General features: G+C 72.1%; 14 protein-coding genes. 7 read left to right on the top strand and 7 right to left on the bottom strand.

From position 1 onward, the window contains the following. Positions 1 to 230 precede the first annotated feature (230 nt). The gene (locus Pma05_RS22155; RefSeq protein ID WP_203859367.1) at positions 231 to 1763 is read left to right on the top strand and encodes a M28 family metallopeptidase; all 1533 of its coding nucleotides are present in this window, start codon (positions 231 to 233) and stop codon (positions 1761 to 1763) included. A 150-nt stretch (positions 1764 to 1913) separates the two neighbouring features. Beyond that, a complete protein-coding gene (locus tag Pma05_RS22150) occupies positions 1914 to 2528 on the top strand; it encodes a Uma2 family endonuclease (RefSeq protein WP_203859366.1) in 615 nt (204 codons plus the stop codon). Positions 2529 to 2534: 6 nt separating this feature from the next. Here the strand turns inward: Pma05_RS22150 and Pma05_RS22145 are convergent, their stop codons facing one another. The 4 genes from Pma05_RS22145 to Pma05_RS22130 are packed head-to-tail and all read right to left on the bottom strand — an operon-like array spanning position 2535 to position 7785. Further along, complete coding sequence (locus Pma05_RS22145) at positions 2535 to 3764, bottom strand: hypothetical protein (RefSeq protein WP_203859365.1); 1230 nt, start codon at positions 3762 to 3764, stop codon at positions 2535 to 2537. 9 nt (positions 3765 to 3773) lie between these two features. Then, a complete protein-coding gene (locus tag Pma05_RS22140) occupies positions 3774 to 4199 on the bottom strand; it encodes a hypothetical protein (RefSeq protein ID WP_203859364.1) in 426 nt (141 codons plus the stop codon). After that, positions 4196 to 5911: a GTPase gene (locus Pma05_RS22135; protein ID WP_203859363.1), complete on the bottom strand. Its 1716-nt coding sequence runs from the start codon at positions 5909 to 5911 to the stop codon at positions 4196 to 4198. The genes Pma05_RS22140 and Pma05_RS22135 overlap by 4 nt, the downstream gene beginning before the upstream one ends. Beyond that, on the bottom strand, positions 5908 to 7785 hold the full coding sequence (locus Pma05_RS22130; RefSeq protein WP_203859362.1) for a GTPase domain-containing protein: 1878 nt from the start codon (positions 7783 to 7785) through the stop codon (positions 5908 to 5910). Before Pma05_RS22130 ends, Pma05_RS22135 begins: the two co-directional genes overlap by 4 nt. A 303-nt stretch (positions 7786 to 8088) precedes the next feature. Between Pma05_RS22130 and dnaK the strand changes: the two genes are divergently transcribed. The 4 genes from dnaK (at position 8089) to Pma05_RS22110 (ending at position 12897) form a co-directional block, all read left to right on the top strand. Next, on the top strand, positions 8089 to 9978 hold the full coding sequence (dnaK, locus tag Pma05_RS22125) for a molecular chaperone DnaK (RefSeq protein ID WP_203859361.1): 1890 nt from the start codon (positions 8089 to 8091) through the stop codon (positions 9976 to 9978). 141 nt (positions 9979 to 10119) lie between these two features. Further along, a complete protein-coding gene (locus Pma05_RS22120) occupies positions 10120 to 11091 on the top strand; it encodes a nucleotide exchange factor GrpE (RefSeq protein ID WP_203859360.1) in 972 nt (323 codons plus the stop codon). Positions 11092 to 11231: 140 nt separating this feature from the next. Then, the gene (gene dnaJ, locus Pma05_RS22115) at positions 11232 to 12419 is read left to right on the top strand and encodes a molecular chaperone DnaJ (protein WP_203859359.1); all 1188 of its coding nucleotides are present in this window, start codon (positions 11232 to 11234) and stop codon (positions 12417 to 12419) included. Between the two features lie 85 nt (positions 12420 to 12504). Continuing rightward, on the top strand, positions 12505 to 12897 hold the full coding sequence (locus Pma05_RS22110) for a heat shock protein transcriptional repressor HspR (protein WP_203859379.1): 393 nt from the start codon (positions 12505 to 12507) through the stop codon (positions 12895 to 12897). Between the two features lie 289 nt (positions 12898 to 13186). On the opposite strand, the gene Pma05_RS22105 is transcribed toward Pma05_RS22110, so the two are convergent. From Pma05_RS22105 to Pma05_RS22095, 3 genes are all read right to left on the bottom strand, one after another. Beyond that, complete coding sequence (locus Pma05_RS22105; protein WP_203859358.1) at positions 13187 to 13618, bottom strand: hypothetical protein; 432 nt, start codon at positions 13616 to 13618, stop codon at positions 13187 to 13189. A gap of 199 nt (positions 13619 to 13817) precedes the next feature. Beyond that, positions 13818 to 15020, bottom strand: a complete 1203-nt coding sequence (locus tag Pma05_RS22100; protein WP_203859357.1) for a cation:proton antiporter — start codon at positions 15018 to 15020, stop codon at positions 13818 to 13820. Positions 15021 to 15026: 6 nt separating this feature from the next. Further along, positions 15027 to 15527 (bottom strand): cation:proton antiporter regulatory subunit, encoded by a 501-nt coding sequence (locus Pma05_RS22095; RefSeq protein WP_203859356.1) that lies wholly within the window; start codon positions 15525 to 15527, stop codon positions 15027 to 15029. Positions 15528 to 15788: 261 nt separating this feature from the next. Here Pma05_RS22095 and clpB point away from each other — a divergent pair, with 261 nt between their 5' ends. Beyond that, on the top strand, positions 15789 to 18380 hold the full coding sequence (gene clpB / locus Pma05_RS22090) for an ATP-dependent chaperone ClpB (protein WP_203859355.1): 2592 nt from the start codon (positions 15789 to 15791) through the stop codon (positions 18378 to 18380). Positions 18381 to 18480 lie beyond the last annotated feature (100 nt).

Genomic DNA, 18480 nt, shown 5'->3' with positions numbered 1-18480 from the left:
CCGCCCTGATCGGCTGGCGGGGGGCCAAGTCGGTCACCGGTGGTGTCGGCGGGCCCGACCTGCTCTCCCAGGTCGGGCCCGCCGACCGTCGGTAGCCGAACGTGCGCGCCCGTCCCGCACTGCCGGGCGGTAAGCACACTCGTCTGGACTATTCACCGGCCAGTGACCCGTGGCTATGCTGACCTCCCTCGATAAGACCGGTAACCCCGGTGAACCGACAGGGAGGCAGCGTGGGTCGCACCAGCAATCGGTGGAGCCGTGGCCTACTGGCCACCACGCTCGTGACAGCGCTCGCGGTGGTGGCGGCGCCAGCGCCGGCACAGGCCAGTTCCGGCCCCGGGAGCCTCGGCTCCTGGGTGCTGCGGAAGGCCGTCACGGCCAAGGGCGTACAGAAGCATCTCAAAGAGCTACAGAAGATTGCGGACCGTAACAACGGCAACCGTGCCTCGGGCGCGCCCGGATATGACAAGTCGGTCGACTACGCGGAAAAGGTGTTCCGGAACGCCGGATACCGGGTCACCCGGCAGGCGTTCGACTTCCAGACCTTCCTGATCAACACTCCGTCCGAACTGGAACGGACCTCGGCGCCGGCCGGCGATCTGCCACATCGGATCATGAGCTACTCGGGCAGCGCCGACGTGACCGCCCCGGCCAGCGTGCCGGCCGGCGACTCCCAGGGCTGCAACCCGGGCGACTTCGGCCCGGCGAACGTCGGCACGATCGTCGTGATCAGCCGGGGCGCCTGCCCGTTCGGGCAGAAGGCCAGCACGGCGGCGGCGGCCGGCGCGGCGGCGGTGGTCATCTACAACAACATCCCGGGTGACCTCTCCGGGACGCTCGGCAACACGTACACCCTGGACTTCGCCGCCGTCGGCGTCTCGCAGGCGCTCGGCCAGGAACTGGTCGGGCAGGTCGCCGGTGGCCTCACCCTGCGGGTCGCCACCGACACGTTCCGGGGCATGGCCACCACCGAGAACATCTTCGCCGAGTCACGCTGGGGCGACCCGGGCAACGTGGTGATGGCGGGAGCACACCTCGACTCGGTACCGGAGGGCCCGGGGATCAACGACAACGGCAGCGGCAGTGCCGCGCTGCTGGAGATCGCCGAGCAGATGCGCTGGTTCCCCACGAAGAACAAGGTCCGGTTCGCGCTCTGGGGCGCCGAGGAGGCCAACCTGGTCGGCTCGACGTACTACGTCGCCAACCTGCCGCAGGCGGAGCGGGACAAGATCGCCCTCTACCTGAACTTCGACATGGTCGGCTCGCCGAACTACGTCCGGTTCGTCTACGACGGCGACAACTCGGCCTTCCCGCCCGGCAGCGGGTCGGCGGCCGGCCCGCCCGGCTCCGGAGCGATCGAGAAGCTCTTCCACGACTACTTCCGGTCGCAGCGGCTGGCCTCGGCCGAGACGCCGTTCTCCGGGCGTAGTGACTACGGTCCGTTCATCGCGGCCGGGGTGGACATCCCGTCCGGCGGCCTCTTCACCGGGGCCGAGCTGGTCAAGACGGCCGAGGAGGCCCGGGTCTACGGCGGCACCGCCGGACAGTCCTACGACCCGTGCTACCACCAGGCGTGCGACGACATCGACAACATCAGCCTGAAGGCGATCGACGAGATGTCCGACGCGGTCGCGCACGCGCTCATCACGTACGCCTACGACACCCGCAGCCTCAGCACGCCGCTGACCGGCCCGACCGGCGGCACCACCGCGCCGGCCGGTGGCGGTGGCGGCCTGCACGACGACCACGAGGTCGAGATCTGATTTCCCGGGTACCAGACGACGGGGCGGCGCACTCGCGCCGCCCCGTCGCCGTTACGTGAAACTGTCGGTGCTCTCCGTTAGCGTGGCGCCCGTGAACGTCCCACCCGTAGCCTTGACCTCGTGGCTTCCCCGACCGATCCCGGAGGTCCGATGACCGCCGCCCCGATCGCCCTCGACCGGCCCGGCCCGCACGGCTACACCACGGCAGACCTGCACGCCCTGCCCGATGACGGCCGGCGCTACGAGCTGATTGACGGGAGCATCATCGTGTCCCCCTCGGCCACGATCGACCACAACACCATCGCCCGGTGGATCGCCAACATCCTGGAGGATTCGAATCCCTCTGACGAGTACGCGGTCGGCACCGACCAGTCGACCAGCGTGGATGAGCACAACGAGCCGCGGCCGGACGTGGTGGTGACCCGGGCGGAGCACCTGCGGCGTACGCCGTTCCCGATCACCGACGCGCTGCTGGTGGTCGAGGTGGTGTCGCCGACCTCGGCGCTGCGGGACACCGAGACCAAGCGGGCGCTCTACGCCCGGGCCGGGGTGCCGGCGTACTGGATCGTGGTGCCGGAGGAGGAGAAGCCGACCATCTCCCTCGCCGAGCTGGTGCTCGACCAGGGCAGCCGGAAATACCGCTACGTCACCCACTACACGACGGAGCCGTTCGCGACCGGGCACCCGTGGCCGGTCCGGGTCGACCTGCCGGCGCTGACCGCCCGCCGGGCCAAGCTGTTGGGGCAACCGGTCGAGGAGGGCTGACCGCGGCTAGGCCGGCTCGTCGTCCAGGCGCTGCCGGTTCGCCTCGATCCAGGCGTCCAGTGCCGCCGGGTCGTTCGGGTCGACGCCGTCGGCGATGAGCTGGGCCACCGCCGCTGTCGCCGGACTGCGCCGCTCCCCGGTGGTATAGAGCCGGACGAACTCCGGCACCATCTCCTCGATCGAGGTGTCGGTCTGGGTCGCCGCCTCGGCCGGCAGCCCCCGCAGTCGGCCGGCGTACGCGGCCCAGCTCCGGACCACCCGGGGCAGCATCGCCGCGTCGTCCATGTCGAGTACCGCCCGCCGGTGCACCCAGTCGAGCAGGAACAGGCCGGCCACCGCCGGACTCCACCGCAGCGGGTCCGGGTCGGCGAAGGTCGCCGAGTGGTCGAGCACGAGGCTGAGGCAGAAGTGCAGCGAGGCGAGGTCGGCCTCGGGCACCTCGGGCAGGCCGAACCGGGCGGCGTCGGGCGAGGCGAGGAAGGACCGGACCAGGCGGTCCCGCTCGGCGGTGGAGAGCGGCTCCGGCTCGTCGCCGATCGTGGCGGTCGGCGCGGGCGGGGGCAGCAGCGCCAGCCGGGCGCCGACCAGGGTCCGGTCGGTGGCCAGCGAGCCCTCGTCGGGCAGGTCCCCCAACTCGTCGGTGATGTCCAGGTGCCGGGCCACCTCGCCGCGCAGCCGGGCCGGATCCTCCTCGCGGAACCAGGTCAGCGCGTCGCCGGCACACATCTCCCGGACCTGTCCGAGGATCCGCTCGGCGGGACCGCCGACGAAGACGTCCTTGGTGATGCCGATGTTGTGGTCGACCAGGGCCACCACGGCGTGTTCCGGGCCACCGGACGTGCTGTCGTCGTACGCGAAGGTGGCGAGGTAGGAGGTCTGGTCGCCGTACACGTCGCCGTAGGCGTAGCTGCCGGTCAGGCGTACCTTGCCGAGCTGGCCCGACCAGGACGGCGCCTGCGCGCCCGGCTTCACCGAGGCGGCGCCGGCGGCGTCCGGTACCAGGGCGGCGAAGACGGTCCGGATCGTGGTCGCGGCGGCGGTGCGCCGACGGGACGTCGCGGAGAGGAAATCGCCCACGAAGTCCCGTACGGCGCTGTTGCGATCCTCCTCCGCGATCGCGTAGACGCTGCCCAGGAGTGCCGTGCCGAGCATCTCGGCGTCGAGCGCGCAGTCGAGCTTGGTCACGTCGCGGGCGGCGTGCAGCACGGCTTCAAAGGGGGTCCGAGGCGTGGCCATGCAGCGACCCTACGCCCGCCGGCCCCGGTCCAGCACGAGCAGCGCGCCGGGACCGAGTACGCCGAGCAGCAGTGTGCCCCGGCTGGCGAGCAGATCGGCACTGCTCAGCGTGCCGGCGTGCGCCAGATGGAACACCAGGTGCACGGTGCTGAAGACCAGCAGCCCGGCGAGTACCACGGCGGTGACCCGCCGGTCGTCGAGCCAGGCGGCGGCCAGCAGCATCACACCCAGGGTCAGGAACGCCGCCCCGACGTCGGTCATCAGGTGCGGGTTGTACGGCGGGTAGCCGGCCGTCCAGGAGAGCCCGAAGCCGGGGAAGTTGTCGAAGAACCACCGTGGGGCGAGCACGGCCGGCACTCCCCAGGAGACGTGCAGTATGCCGAGCAGCACCAGCCCGCCCCGGACCAGGAGCCGCCGCCACCTGCGGTCGGTCATCGGCGGGCGGCGGCGACGGCCAGCGCGGACCGCGCCTCGGCGTACGCCCGCAGCACCTCGCGGACCGGGGTCACCACGTAGCCCCGGGCGGCCTCGGCCACCGCGTCGTGCATCCGGCCCTCGGCCCGCCACCGGGCTCGCCGGGCGGCCCACCTGATCACGGGCTTGACCAGCAACGAGAGCAGTACGCCGCAGAGCAGGCCGCCGAGCAGCCCGACGGTGGGCAGTGGCGCCACCCCGACCATCGGATAGTCGAGTTGCGGCAGCCCGAGGGCGCGTACCGCGTAGCCGAGGAGCAGCCAGCCCAGCCCGATCGCGGCGACGACGGTCACCAGCCACTGCACCGCGTTGACCAGCCGCCACCAGACCGGCTGGCGCTCCATCCCGAGGTCGGTGGTGCCGACGGCCCGGTCGAGCGCGTCGGGCAGGTCGGCCAGCCGGGACCGGGCCGCCGCGGAAACCGCCGCCGGCCAGGGGCCCGGCAGGGTCGCCCCGGCCCGGTCGGCGACCGCCCGGACGGCCAGTCCGACGGCGGAGCGCTGGGCCGCGCTCGGCTCGGGTATCGAGGAGGCCGCCACCGGCGGTCGGTCGAGGCCGAGCAGCCCGCCGGTCTCCGGCGCCCGCTCCGGCTCGGCGGGTGCCCCGGTCAGGTACAACCGGCGGAGCGGGTCGGGGCGGAGCCGTCGCAGGCCCCGGGCCAGCGGCCAGCCGGTCGCGGCCACCGCCCGGTGCCGGTACGCCTGCTCGGTCGCCTCCGCCACCGCCGGTACGCCGGCCGCGGCGGCCAGCGCGTCGATCAGCCGGCGGATCGTCGGCCGGTCCACGTCGTCGTCGGCCCGCCCGGGGTCGACCAGCTCGGCGAGCCCGTCGACGACCGTGTCCACGTCTCCGGAGAGCCGGCGCAGCGACGCCTGCCGCTGCGCGACCGTCTGCTCCAGGGCGGCCCGCAGTGGTGCCGTACCGGCGTCGGAGAGCGCCGAGGTGGCGAGCAGTGGTATCCCGTTGAGCTGGTCGGCGTCGACCAGCCGGCGCAGGTCGGCGAGCAACCGGGGCAGCTCGTCCGACGACAGCCGGTCGGCGTGGTTGAGTACCACCACGGTGACGTCCCGGTGCCGGTGGAACTCGCGCAGGTAGCTGCGGTGCAGCACCTCGTCGGCGTACTTCTGCGGGTCGACCACCCAGACGACCAGGTCGACCAGGCCGAGCAGCCGGTCCACCTCGGAGCGGTGCGTCCACTCCACCGAGTCGAAGTCGGGCAGGTCGAGCAGGACCAGCCCGTGTAGTGCCGCCTCGTCGGCACCGTCCAGCGCGCTCTCCCGGACGAACCGGTGCCGGGGCAGTACGCCGACCCAGTCGAGCAGCCGGGTCGCGCCGTCCAGCGGCCCCCAGACGCAGGCGTGGGTGACCCCGGTGGTCGGCCGGCGTACCCCGACCGGCGACATCTCGAACCGGGCCAGCGAGTTGAACAGGCTGGACTTGCCGCTGCCGGTGGCACCGGCCAGCGCCACCACGGTGTGGTTCAGCGAGAGGGCCAGCCGGGTGCCGGCGCGCTCGATCAGGGTGTGTGCCGCGACCAGCCGCTCGTCCGGCAGGTGGCCGTCGACGGCGGCGAGGAACCGGTTGACCGCGTGCAGGCGCTCGACCAGCCGGTCCGGGTCGGCCCGCTGGTCGGGGCGGAACGCGTCCCGGACCCTGCCCAGGATGTCGGTCATCGGGCCTCCGCTCCGGCTGTCTCGGCGGCGTCGACCCGCGCGGCGTCGACCAGCCGGGCCGCCTCGCGGAGCTGGTCGCCGTGGCTGGCGTCGACCCCGGCCGTCGCGGTGCGGGCCAGGTAGCGGGCCGCCTCCTCGTCGAACAGCCGGTCGACCATGCCGAGCAGCTCGGCCCGGGCCCGGGTGGCCAGGGTACGGGTGGCCTGGTCACCGAAGATCGCTTCCAGTACCTTCTGCGCGGCGACCGTGCTGCCGCCCGCCGCCGCCACCTCCAGCCCGGTCGGGATGAACGCGGTGGAGGCGAAGACCGCGATCATCACCGCCAGCCCGGTGGCGTTCACCGCGTACGCCGCGCTGCGGGCCACGAACCGCTTGTCGCCGCCCTGGGCGCGTACCAGCTCCAGCACGCTGCGCTGCCAGTCCCGGACCAGCCGCTCGGCCCGTTCCGGCAGGTCGTCGCCGGGTCGGGACAGCTCGGGGGTGAGCAGCGCGGCGCCGGCCGGATGGGTCTGCCAGGCCGCGGCGGTCTGCTCGGCGGCCGTGGCGGCGGACTCCCGCAGCAGGGTGACGAGCTGCGACTCGATCGCGCTCCGGAGCTGGGTGTTCGGGGCGGGGCGACCGGTCACCGCCGCGACGATCCGGTCGCGGAGCTGGCCGACCCGGGCCTCCAGGGTGCGGAAGAGTTCGCCGGTGCCGACGAACTCCTGCCAGCGGGCCAGTACCTCGCCCCGGAGCAGCCGGCCGTCCCGGAGGGCCTCCTCGACCGACCGGCGGGCGGCGCGATAGCCGCTCCGGACCCTCTCGTCCAGCGCCTGTGCGGCGTTCGCCTGCTGGTCGGCGGCGGTGGCCAGGCTCTCGACGGCCGGGCCGAGCGCGGCGACGGCGCCGTCCAGGGTCTGCCGGATAACCGCCGCCCGGGCGTCCGAGTCGGCGGCGAGCCGGCCGAACCAGGAGCGCAGCGGCTCGGTCAGCCGCCCCGGCAGCAGCCCCTGCCCGTCGACCACCGTCTCCGGGAGTACGAAGAGCGGTGCGGCGCCGAGCTGGTGTTCGGCCAGCATCTCGGCCAGGTGCGTGGTCACCTCGGCGGCGGCGGCCGGCGGCACCCGGTCGAGTACCAGTGCGATCGCGGTACCGCGCAGTCGGGCGGTGTGCAGGAGCTCCCAGGGCACCGCGTCGGCGTACCGGGCGGCGGTGGTGACGAAGAGCCACAGGTCGGCGGCGGCGAGCAGTTGGGCGGCGAGCGCCCGGTTGGCGTCCACCACCGAGTCGATGTCCGGGGCGTCCAGGAAGGCCAGCCCGGCCGGCAGGGCGGGTGCGGTGACCAGGTGCAGGGTGTCCGGCTGCTCCCGAGGGGTGGTGGTCCGGGTCAGTCCGGGCAGCAGTTCGCCCTGGCGGAACCACGCCGAGTCGAGCGGGCTACAGACCAGCACCGGCGAGCGGGTGGTCGGCCGGAGTACGCCGACACTGCTGACCCGGGCCTGGACCAGGCTGTTGACCAGGGTGGACTTGCCGGCGCCGGTCGAGCCGCCGACGACCACCAGCAGCGGCGCGTCGAGCCGGGCGAGTCGGGGCAGCAGGTAGTCGGCGAGCTGGGCCCGCAGCGCCGAGCCGAGCTGACGGGCCTCGTCCGCTCCCGGCAGGGCCAGTGGATAGGCGGTGACGTCGATCGCGGCCCGCAGCCGGGTGAGCGCCCAGCCCAGGTCCGTCCCGGCGTCTCCGGCCGGGGACACCCGGTCCGCCGTGTCGGCCGGGTCGCCGGCCGGTGGATGCCGGAGGGTGCTGTCGGCCTGGTCGCGATCCGCGTCGGCGATGGGGGTTTCCGGGCCGACCAGGGGCGTGCCGAGGCCGGTGGCCGGTTCGCCGTGGGTCGTCACGGGGTAAAGACTGCCCGATCCCTGCAACACAGACAACAGGCACGGTTGCTCGCGGATCAGCGCCCTGCCGGCCGCCGGTTTCCTGGCCGGGTGTCCGGATCCCCGCGACCACCGTCGATGTGCTCCGCTGCCGATGGATTCGCGGTGGTGGAAGCCCCGAGGTGGGTTGCGTCGATGTGACTCAAGTCCGACTTTGCGCGTACGGCGGATCGTGGCACTATTGAGTCCGGTCCACTCAACTTGCGGTGGGTGCGCTGCGGGCGGTGCCCGTCACCCGCCTTGTAACGAAGCGAGGAAGCGAAGATGGCACGTGCGGTCGGAATCGACCTCGGCACGACGAATTCCTGCGTCAGCGTTCTCGAAGGCGGTGAGCCTACCGTCATCGCGAACGCCGAGGGCTCGCGGACGACTCCTTCGATCGTCGCGTTCGCCCGCAACGGCGAGGTGCTCGTCGGTGAGGTCGCCAAGCGTCAGGCGGTGACCAACCCGGACCGGACCATCCGGTCGGTCAAGCGGGAGATGGGCACCAACTGGTCCGTCGACATCGACGGGAAGAAGTACACCTCACAGGAGATCTCCGCCCGGACGCTGATGAAGCTCAAGCGGGACGCCGAGGCGTACCTGGGCGAGCGGATCACCGACGCCGTGATCACCGTCCCGGCGTACTTCAGCGACGCCCAGCGGACCGCCACCAAGGAGGCCGGGGAGATCGCCGGCTTCAACGTACTGCGGATCGTGAACGAGCCGACCGCGGCGGCGCTGGCGTACGGGCTGGACAAGGGCTCCAAGGAGCAGACCGTCCTGGTCTTCGACCTCGGTGGCGGCACCTTCGACGTGTCGCTGCTGGAGTTGGCCGAGGGGGTCATCGAGGTCAAGTCGACCAGCGGTGACAACCACCTCGGTGGCGACGACTGGGACGAGCGGGTCATCGACCACCTGGTGAAGACCTTCCGGGGGCAGCACGGGGTCGACCTGTCCCAGGACAAGATGGCGATGCAGCGGCTGCGCGAGGCGGCCGAGAAGGCCAAGATCGAGCTGTCCGCCGCCACCACCACCAGCATCAACCTGCCGTACATCACCGCCGGCCCGGCGGGTGGCGACGGTGCCCCTTCGGCGCCGCTGCACCTCGACGTGACGCTGACCCGGGCGGAGTTCCAGCGGATGACGCAGGATCTGCTCGACCGCTGCAAGGGCCCGTTCGACCAGGCCATCAAGGACGCCGGGGTGAAGGTCTCCGACGTCGACCACGTGATCCTGGTCGGCGGCTCGACCCGGATGCCGGCCGTCTCCGAGCTGGTCAAGCAGCTCACCGGCCGGGAGCCCAACAAGGGCGTCAACCCGGACGAGGTCGTCGCGGTCGGTGCCGCGCTCCAGGCCGGCGTGCTCAAGGGCGAGGTCAAGGACGTCCTGCTGCTCGACGTGACCCCGCTGTCGCTGGGCATCGAGACCAAGGGCGGCATCTTCACCAAGCTGATCGAGCGCAACACGACCATCCCGACCAAGCGCTCCGAGGTCTTCACCACGGCCGACGACAACCAGCCGTCGGTGCTGATCCAGGTCTTCCAGGGCGAGCGGGACATCGCGGCGTACAACAAGAAGCTCGGCACCTTCGAGCTGACCGGCCTGCCGCCGGCGCCGCGCGGCGTACCGCAGGTCGAGGTCACCTTCGACATCGACGCGAACGGCATCGTGCACGTCAACGCGAAGGACCTCGGCACGGGCAAGGAGCAGTCGATGACGATCACCGGCGGCTCGGCGCTGCCGAAGGACGACATCGAGCGGATGATGCGGGACGCCCAGGACCACGCCGACGATGACAAGCGGCGCCGGGACGAGGCGGAGACCCGCAACCAGGCCGAGCAGCTCCAGTGGCAGACCGAGAAGTTCCTCGCCGAGAGCGGGGACAAGCTGCCGGCCGAGCCGCGTGACCAGATCAACGAGGCCCTCGGCGACCTGCGCTCCGCGCTCGGCGGGACCGACCTGGAGAACGTCAAGACGGCACACGAGAAGCTGCTCAAGGTCTCCCAGGAGGCCGGTTCGATGCTCTACGCGCAGCAGCAGTCCGAGCAGGCGCAGCCGGGTGCCGCCGGCACGGGCCCGGAGGCCGGGCCGACCGGTGCCAAGGGCGGCGCCGGTGCCAAGGGCGACGACGTGGTGGACGCGGAGATCGTCGACGAGGACGACAAGAAGTGAACCTTTTCCAACCTGAACCGTGCGGCGGTTGCGCACCATATCCGACCTTGCGGTCCCCCCGACCGCAAGGGGAGGTTGAAGAAGGTTCAGTGTCGACGCGTGTCCGGGCTGGCTCCACGCACAACGGATCGAGGTAGCTGAATGACGGACAAGCCACGAGCCGCCGATTCGGAGTCCACCGGATCGGCGCCGGGTGGCTCCGCGCCCGCCGGCCGCGCCCCGGGCACGACCGGCGAGGGCGTCGTCATCCGGAACAACCGGAAGATCAACCTGACCGGCGACCTGCCTGGCTCGGCCGGTACGACCGACGGCGCCAGGCTGGCGGCGAAGGATCCGAACCCGGACCCGGAGCCGCCGGGTGACGCCGAGCCGGTGGTGGCCGCCGGAGAGGTGGACGACACCGGGTCGACCGGTGCCGCCGGCTCGGTGGACGACGCGAAGTCGGCCGAGGGCGGGCCGGAGGTGACGGAGGCGACGACCGATCCGGGCGACGCGACCACCGACGACTCCGGCGACGCGGCCACCGACGCGGCCACCCCGGTGGTCGACGACACCGAACTCGCCGAGGTGCTGGCGGCGGAGCGGCCGTCCGGCACGGACGGGCCGGTGGTGGACGCCCCGGCGACGCCGGTCAGCGAGGCCACGGCCGAGGCCGACGGGCCCGGCCCGCTCGGTGCCGAACTGGCCGCGCTCCGGGCCGAGCTGGACGAGCGGACCAGGGACCTCCAGCGGGTGACCGCGGAGTTCGCCAACTACCGCAAGCGGATGGACCGGGAGCGGGCCCGGGACGCGGACCGGGCCACCCGGGTCGTACTGGCCGCGCTGCTGCCGGTACTCGACGACCTGGACCGGGCCCGCGAGCACGGCGACCTGGTCGGGCCGTTCGGCACGGTGGCGGAGCAGTTGACCACCGCGCTGGCCAAGTTCGGGCTGGCCCCGTTCGGTGAGAAGGGTGACCCGTTCGACCCGAACCAGCACGAGGCGGTCGCGCACCAGACCTCGGCCGAGGTCACCGAGCCGACCTGTGTCGAGGTGTTGCGCCGCGGCTACCAGGTCAACGACTCGCTGCTGCGGCCGGCGCTGGTCGCGGTGGCGGATCCAGAGCCGGAGTGAGCGCTCCGGCGCCGGAGCAGACCGGGTCGAAGCGAGGTTGAGCCGGTGCGTCGCGGTCGAGGTGCCACCCGTACGCCGTCCGTCGGATGGGGCGTGGGCGGCACCTCGACCGCGCCACAGGGGAAGGGGGTGGACGACCGATGAGTTCCAAGGACTGGCTGGAGAAGGACTTCTACGCCGTACTGGGGGTGGCCAAGTCCGCCTCTCCTGAGGAGATCAAGAAGGCGTACCGCAAGCTGGCCCGGGAGTCGCACCCGGATCACAACCCGGGTGACGCCGAGGCCGAGGAGCGGTTCAAGGCCGTCTCCGAGGCGTACGACGTGCTCACCGACCCGCGCAAGCGCAAGGAGTACGACGAGATGCGCTCGCTCTTCGGATCGGGCGCGTTCCGCCGCAACGCCCGGTCGGGCGGGCCCGGCGGCTACCCGTTCGACGTCTCCGACCTCTTCGGCGGGGTCGGCCAGCCGGGTGGCGCGGCCGGTGGTGACCGCCGGTTCGGCGGGGCGGGCTTCTCCGACCTGTTCAGTTCGATCTTCTCCGGCGGCGGTCCGACCCGGACCCGTGGCCCGGCCCGTGGTCGGGACGTGGAGGCCGAGGTCATGCTCGACTTCGGTGATGCCGTACGCGGGGTGACGGTGCCGTTGACGCTGCGCGCTCCCGGCGTCTGCGACACCTGCGACGGTGACGGCGCCAAGCCGGGGACACTGCCCCGGACCTGCTCGGAGTGCCGGGGCGCCGGGGTCGTCACCCGCAACCAGGGCTCGTTCAGCTTCTCCGAGCCGTGCCGGGAGTGCCAGGGCGTGGGCACGATCGTGGACGAGAAGTGCCCGGAGTGCCGGGGTACCGGCGGGGTGACCAAGTCCCGCACGCTCAACGTCCGGTTTCCGGCCGGGGTCTCGGACGGCCAGCGGATCCGGCTCGCCGGCCGGGGTGAGCCCGGTGACCGGGGCGGCCCGCCCGGCGACCTGTACGTCCTGGTCAAGGTCCGCGAGGACGACCTCTTCGGGCGCAGCGGCGACGACCTGACCCTGACCGTGCCGATCACCATCGCGGAGGCGGTGCTCGGTACGGACCTGCGGGTGCCCACACTGGACTCGGCGGTGACCCTGCGGGTGCCACCGGGCACCCCGAGCGGCCGTACGCTGCGGGCCCGCGGCCGGGGTGTGGTCCGGCGGGACGGCCAGGCCGGTGACCTGCTGGTGACCGTGGAGATCGTGGTCCCCGAGCAGCTCTCCCCGGAGGCCAGGAAGGCGCTGGAGGAGTTCGCCGCGCAGACTCCGGCGGCGGCACGGGAACATCTCGACGTCCGGGTGCGTCGTTTCAACTGACCCTGTTGGCAACGCGGAGGTGATCAAGGTGACCGAGGAGTACGTCGTCGTCTCGATCGAGCAGGTGTCCGACGCCAAGGTTTTGATGATCTCGGTCGCGGCCCGGATGGCCGGCATGCACCCGCAGACCCTGCGGCAGTACGACCGGATGGGGCTGGTGCAGCCCGGTCGCGCCCCGGGCGGCGGGCGCCGGTACAGCGCCCGCGACGTCGCGCTGCTCCGCGAGGTGCAGCGGCTCAGCCAGGACGACGGTGTCAACCTGGCCGGCATCAAGCGGATCATCGTGCTGGAGCAGATGGTCGACGAACTCCAGCAGCGGGTCGCCGGCCTACAGGCCGAGTTGGAGGCCGCCTACCGCCGGGTGGCCGAGTTGGAGGCGCTCGGCGGGCTGCCCCGCCGGGACCTGGTGCCGACCAACCGGCCCTCGACCGCGCTGGTCGTCTGGCGCCCGCGCCGCACCACCGACCCGTCGGCCTGATCCGGGCGACGGTTCAAGTGAAGAACTCCGCTGGCGCTCGTCGAGAGGTACTTCGAGCGCCAGCTCTTCCCGCCCGACCTCCGCACAGCGACCCCGGTAGGGGCGCCCGGCCGCTGCACGGTTCCGCCGCGCGGTACCGGTGCGCTCAGTAACCTGGCTGGTGGTGCGAAGTTCCGCAGGTCGCGGCCCTCCGGTACGCAGGTCAGGTCCCGTGCTCCGCGCCGTCACCAGCGGTGCTGGGTGGTCCGGGGTCCACGGGGGGTCCCGGCCCACCGTTCGCCCGGCCCGGTCATCCGAGCCGGCGGGACTGCCGGACCAGTCCGCCCTCACACCAGTCGCGGTAGTCGAACAACTCCGGCCTCGCCTGGAGCATCCGGGCGTTGTGCGCCCAGATGACCATCGGCTCGTCGCCGAGCCGCTCGGCCTGCTCGACCAGCTTCCGCAACCGCCGCTTCGGGTGGGCCTGGAACTTGGTCCGGATGCCGTCGGCGGCGTAGATGTAGAGGCAGTGCAGCGCGAACCGGCGGGCCGGACACGACTGGTCCATCGCCAGCTCGAAGAGCGTGCCGATCAACCGGTCGCCGGAGACCAGCAGGTCCCAGTCCTTCGGCATCGTGTGCAGCGGCACCGAGTCCGGTTCGTAGGCCCAGGCCCGAAGCTCGGCGGGAGAGGGGTCCACCGGGTTGGCAAAGCCCCGGAACGCGGAGTCCTGCACGCTCAACGGGCCGCCTTTCCGCTCGCGCGGCTGCCGGGCACCCCGGCCCCCGCAAGACCTTTGGCTGTTGCGGCGACACGGTAACGCGCTGTTGCCAGCCTGCGAAAGGGCCGCCACGTGCTATTTCATCAACCCGTTACGCGTCTGTGGAACTGGCCGAACGGTGATCCCGAAATGTGGGGCGCGACGGGTGTCGCGCCCCAGCTCACTCCGTCGCGGCGGCCGGTGTCGGCCCACCCGTGGCGGACCGGCGGAGCCACCGCTTGAACCACCCGAAGTCCGGCAGCCGGGCCAACATCGGGCCGGTGATCACCGTGATCAACACGTACGCGGTGGCCAGCGGACCGAGTTCCGGGTTCACCACGCTGGTGGTGACGGCCAGCCCGGCGATGACGATGGAGAACTCGCCGCGTGGCGACAGCGCGAGTCCGGCCCGCCAGCGACCAGGCCGCCCGATACCGACCCGTTTCGCCGCCATGTAACCGGTCAGCACCTTCGTGGCCATGGTGACCACGGCCAGGGCGAGCGCTGGCAGCAGCACCGGCGGGATGGCCCGGGGATCGGTGTTCAGGCCGAAGAAGACGAAGAAGACCGCGGCGAAGAGGTCACGCAGCGGCGAGAGCAACTCCGTGGCGTTGTGTGCCACCGGACCCGAGAGGGCGATGCCGACCAGGAACGCGCCGACCGCCGCCGACACCTGTAGGCCGGCGGCCACACCGGCGACCAGCAGGGTGAGCCCGAATACGCCGAGCAGCAGCGCCTCCGGGTCCCGGGCGGAGAGCATCCGGGAGATGAAGTTGCCGTACCGGATCGCCACCACCAGGACCAGGACCACGGTGAAGACCGCGATGGCCAGCGCGATACCGCCGCCGAGCAGGGTCTGACCGCTGAGGATCGCGGTGACCAGCGGCAGGTAGAGCGCCATCGCGAGGTCCTCGATCACCAGTACCGACAGGATCACCGGGGTCTCCCGGTTACCGAGTCGGCCGAGATCGGCCAGTACCTTGGCGATGACGCCGGACGAGGAGACCCAGGTGACCCCGGCCAGTACGATCGCGCCGACCCAGCCCCAGCCGAGCAGCAGGCCGAAGGCGGCCCCCGGCAGCGCGTTGAGCAGGCCGTCGATCAGCCCGGCTGGCGCTGCCGCGCGCAGGTTGCCGACCAGTTCGCCGGCCGAGTATTCCAGGCCGAGCATGACCAGCAGCAGGATCACGCCGATCTCGGCGCCGACCTGGAAGAACTCCTCGCTGGCCGAGAGCGGCACCAGCCCACCGTGCCCGAAGGCGAGCCCGGCGAGCAGATAGAGGGTGATCGGCGATAGCCCGATCCGACGGCTGAGCCGGCTGAGCAGTCCGAGGACGAACAGCAGCGCACCGACCTCGATGAGCAGGACAGTGGTGTGATGCATCGCCCGTCAGCCGTCCGGGTCGGTCTCGGCGAGGATCGCGGTGACACCGTCGAGTCCCTGGCGGGTGCCGACCACGACCACGACATCGCCGGCCTCGAACCGGAAGGTCGGATCGGGTGAGGCGATCACCTCGCGCTCCCGGAGGACCGCGACGATGGATGCGCCGGTACGGGTGCGGGTCTGCGTGTCGCCCAGCGGGCGGCCGACGTATCGCGAGCCGGCCGGGATGGAGATCTGCTCGGTGAGCAGTCCGGCGGCCTGCTGGCGCAGCCCGGAGAGCTGGCCCAGCATCAGCGAGGCGCCGAGGATGTCCGCCAGCGCCTCCGCCTCGTCGTCGGTGAGCGGGATGTCGGCGGTGCAGGAATCCGGGTCGTCCGGGTCGTACAGCACCAGATCCCGTCGGCCGTTGCGGTGGGTTACCACACCGAGCCGACGCCCGGAGGCGGTCACCACGTCGTGGCGTACGCCGATCCCGGGCAACGCCGTCTGCTCCACACGTACTCGCACGTAACCAACCGTACCCGTTTGTGGATCGAGGTCTGGTACCGGCGTCGGGTGACCAGGGCGGGCGGAACCGTACCGTCGGTCGGCGGGTTCCGTTCGCGGCGAATGTGACCGACGTCACGGCCGGAGAGTTGAGTGGAATAGACTCAACTCTGGTTGTGTCGTTCGTACTGGAGGTGGTGTCGCCGGGTGGCGGCGTCACCGCCCGCCACGCTGCCGATGCCGGCCCGTGCCCACGGCCGGCGGACCGAAATTGGGAGCCCCGTGAACGCCGAACGTCTCACCACGAAGAGCCGCGAAGTCATCACCGGCGCCGTCGCCACGGCGAACCAGCGCGGCCACGCCACCGTCGAACCGTGGCATCTGCTGCTGTCCCTGCTGGACACCGGCGGGTCCACCGCGGCCGGGCTGCTGCGGGCGGTCGGGGCGAACCCGGCCGACATCCGGCGGGCCGCTGCCCGCGCCGTGGAGAAGCAGCCGGCCGCCCGAGGATCCAGTGTCGCCGAGCCGAGCCTGGCCCGCGAGTTCGTCAACGCGATCGGCGCGGCCGAGCAGATCGCCCGGCCGCTCGGCGACGAGTACACCTCGACCGAGCACCTGCTGGCCGGGCTGGCCCGGGTCGGCGGCGCGGTCGCCGGCACCCTCAAGCAGGCCGGCGCCACCGAGGAGAACCTGGTCGCCGCCTTCCCGGCGGTACGCGGCGGCGACCGCCGGGTCACCACCGCCGACCCGGAGCAGACCTACCAGGCGCTGGAGAAGTACGGCGTAGACCTGACCGCCAGCGCCCGGGACGGCAAGATCGACCCGGTGATCGGCCGGGACGCCGAGATCCGCCGGGTGGTCCAGGTGCTCTCCCGGCGTACCAAGAACAACCCGGTGCTGATCGGCGAGCCCGGCGTCGGCAAGACCGCGATCGTCGAGGGGCTGGCGCAGCGGATCGTCGCCGGTGACGTCCCCGAGTCGCTCCGGGACAAGAAGCTGGTCTCGCTCGACCTCGGCGCGATGGTCGCCGGTGCGCAGTACCGGGGGCAGTTCGAGGAGCGGCTGAAGTCGGTGCTGGAGGAGATCAAGAACTCCGCCGGCCAGGTCATCACCTTCCTCGACGAGTTGCACACCGTGGTCGGCGCCGGCAAGGGCGAGGGCTCGATGGACGCCGGCAACATGCTCAAGCCGATGCTGGCCCGGGGCGAGTTGCGGATGGTCGGCGCCACCACCCTCGACGAATACCGCGAGCACATCGAGAAGGACCCGGCGCTGGAGCGGCGCTTCCAGCCGGTGCTGGTCGGCGAGCCGACCATCGAGGACACCATCGGGATCCTGCGCGGGCTCAAGGAACGCTACGAGGTGCACCACGGGGTACGCATCACCGACGCCGCGCTGGTCGCCGCCGCCAGCCTCTCCGACCGGTACATCACCGACCGGTTCCTGCCGGACAAGGCGATCGACCTGGTCGACGAGTCCGCCTCCCGGCTCCGGATGGAGATCGACTCCCGGCCCACCGAGGTCGACGAGATCGAACGGGCGGTACGCCGGCTGGAGATCGAGGAGATGGCCCTGGCCAAGGAGCCCGACCCGGCCTCGGCCGAGCGGCTCGAACGGCTCCGCAAGGAGTTGGCCGACAAGCGCGAGCAGCTCACCGCGCTCAGCGAACGGTGGCGGCTGGAGAAGGAGCACATCACCCGGATCTCCACCGCCAAGGAGGAACTGGAACGGCTCGGCGGCGAGGCCGAGCGGGCCGAGCGGGACGGCGAGCTGGAACGCGCCGCCGAGCTGCGCTACGGCCGGATCCCCGAGCTGAAGGCCGCGCTGACCCGGGCCGAGGGCGAACTCGCCGGGCTCCAGGCCGACGGGGCGATGCTCAAGGAGGAGGTCGGCGCCGACGACATCGCCGCGGTGGTCGCCTCCTGGACCGGCATCCCGGCCGGGCGGCTGATGGAGGGCGAGACCGCCAAACTGCTCCGGATGGAGTCGTCGCTCGGCGCCCGCGTGGTCGGCCAGGCCGAGGCGGTCGCCGCGGTCTCCGACGCGGTACGCCGGGCGCGGGCCGGTGTCGCCGACCCGGACCGCCCCACCGGCAGCTTCCTCTTCCTCGGCCCCACCGGGGTCGGCAAGACCGAACTGGGCAAGGCGCTCGCCGAGTTCCTCTTCGACGACGAGCGGGCCATGGTCCGGATCGACATGAGCGAGTACGCCGAGAAGCACTCGGTGGCCCGGCTCGTCGGCGCCCCACCCGGCTACGTCGGGTACGAGGAGGGCGGGCAGCTCACCGAGGCGGTGCGGCGCCGGCCGTACTCGGTGATCCTGCTGGACGAGGTGGAGAAGGCGCATCCGGACGTCTTCGACGTACTGCTCCAGGTGCTCGACGACGGCCGGCTCACCGACGGCCAGGGGCGTACCGTCGACTTCCGCAACGCGATCCTGATTCTCACCGCCAACCTCGGCTCGGCGGTCGTCTCCGACCTGACCCTCGGCGAGGAGGAGCGCCGGGAGGCGGTACTGGCGGTGGTCCGCTCGCACTTCAAGCCGGAGTTCCTCAACCGGCTCGACGACATCGTGGTCTTCGCCGCGCTGGCCGGTCAGGAACTGCGCGGGATCGTGGACATCCAGCTCGACCGGCTGCGGCGGCGGCTCGCCGACCGGCGGCTCGGCCTCGACGTCACCGACGCGGCCCGGACCTGGCTGGCCGAGCACGGGTACGACCCGATCTACGGTGCCCGGCCGCTGCGCCGGCTGGTGCAGTCGGCCATCGGCGACCGGCTGGCGAAGGCGTTGCTGGCCGGCGAGGTCCGGGACGGCGACACCGTCCGGGTCGACCTGGCGGACAGCAAGGAGTCGCTGAGCGTCGTCCGAGTCTGAGGAGAGACCTTCTCCGGGGCCGGCTCGATCCCATCGCGGATCGGGCCGGCCCTTCGGCTGTCCGGGAGTCCCGGGCGGCCCGACACCCTGCCGGCGAGCG

Origin of the sequence: Plantactinospora mayteni (assembly GCF_016862935.1) — a bacterium.
In the GTDB taxonomy this organism is placed as follows: Bacteria; Actinomycetota; Actinomycetes; order Mycobacteriales; family Micromonosporaceae; genus Plantactinospora; species Plantactinospora mayteni.
The sequence above is the reverse complement of the archived record's forward strand: the minus strand, read 5'-3'. Positions and strand labels throughout refer to the sequence as shown.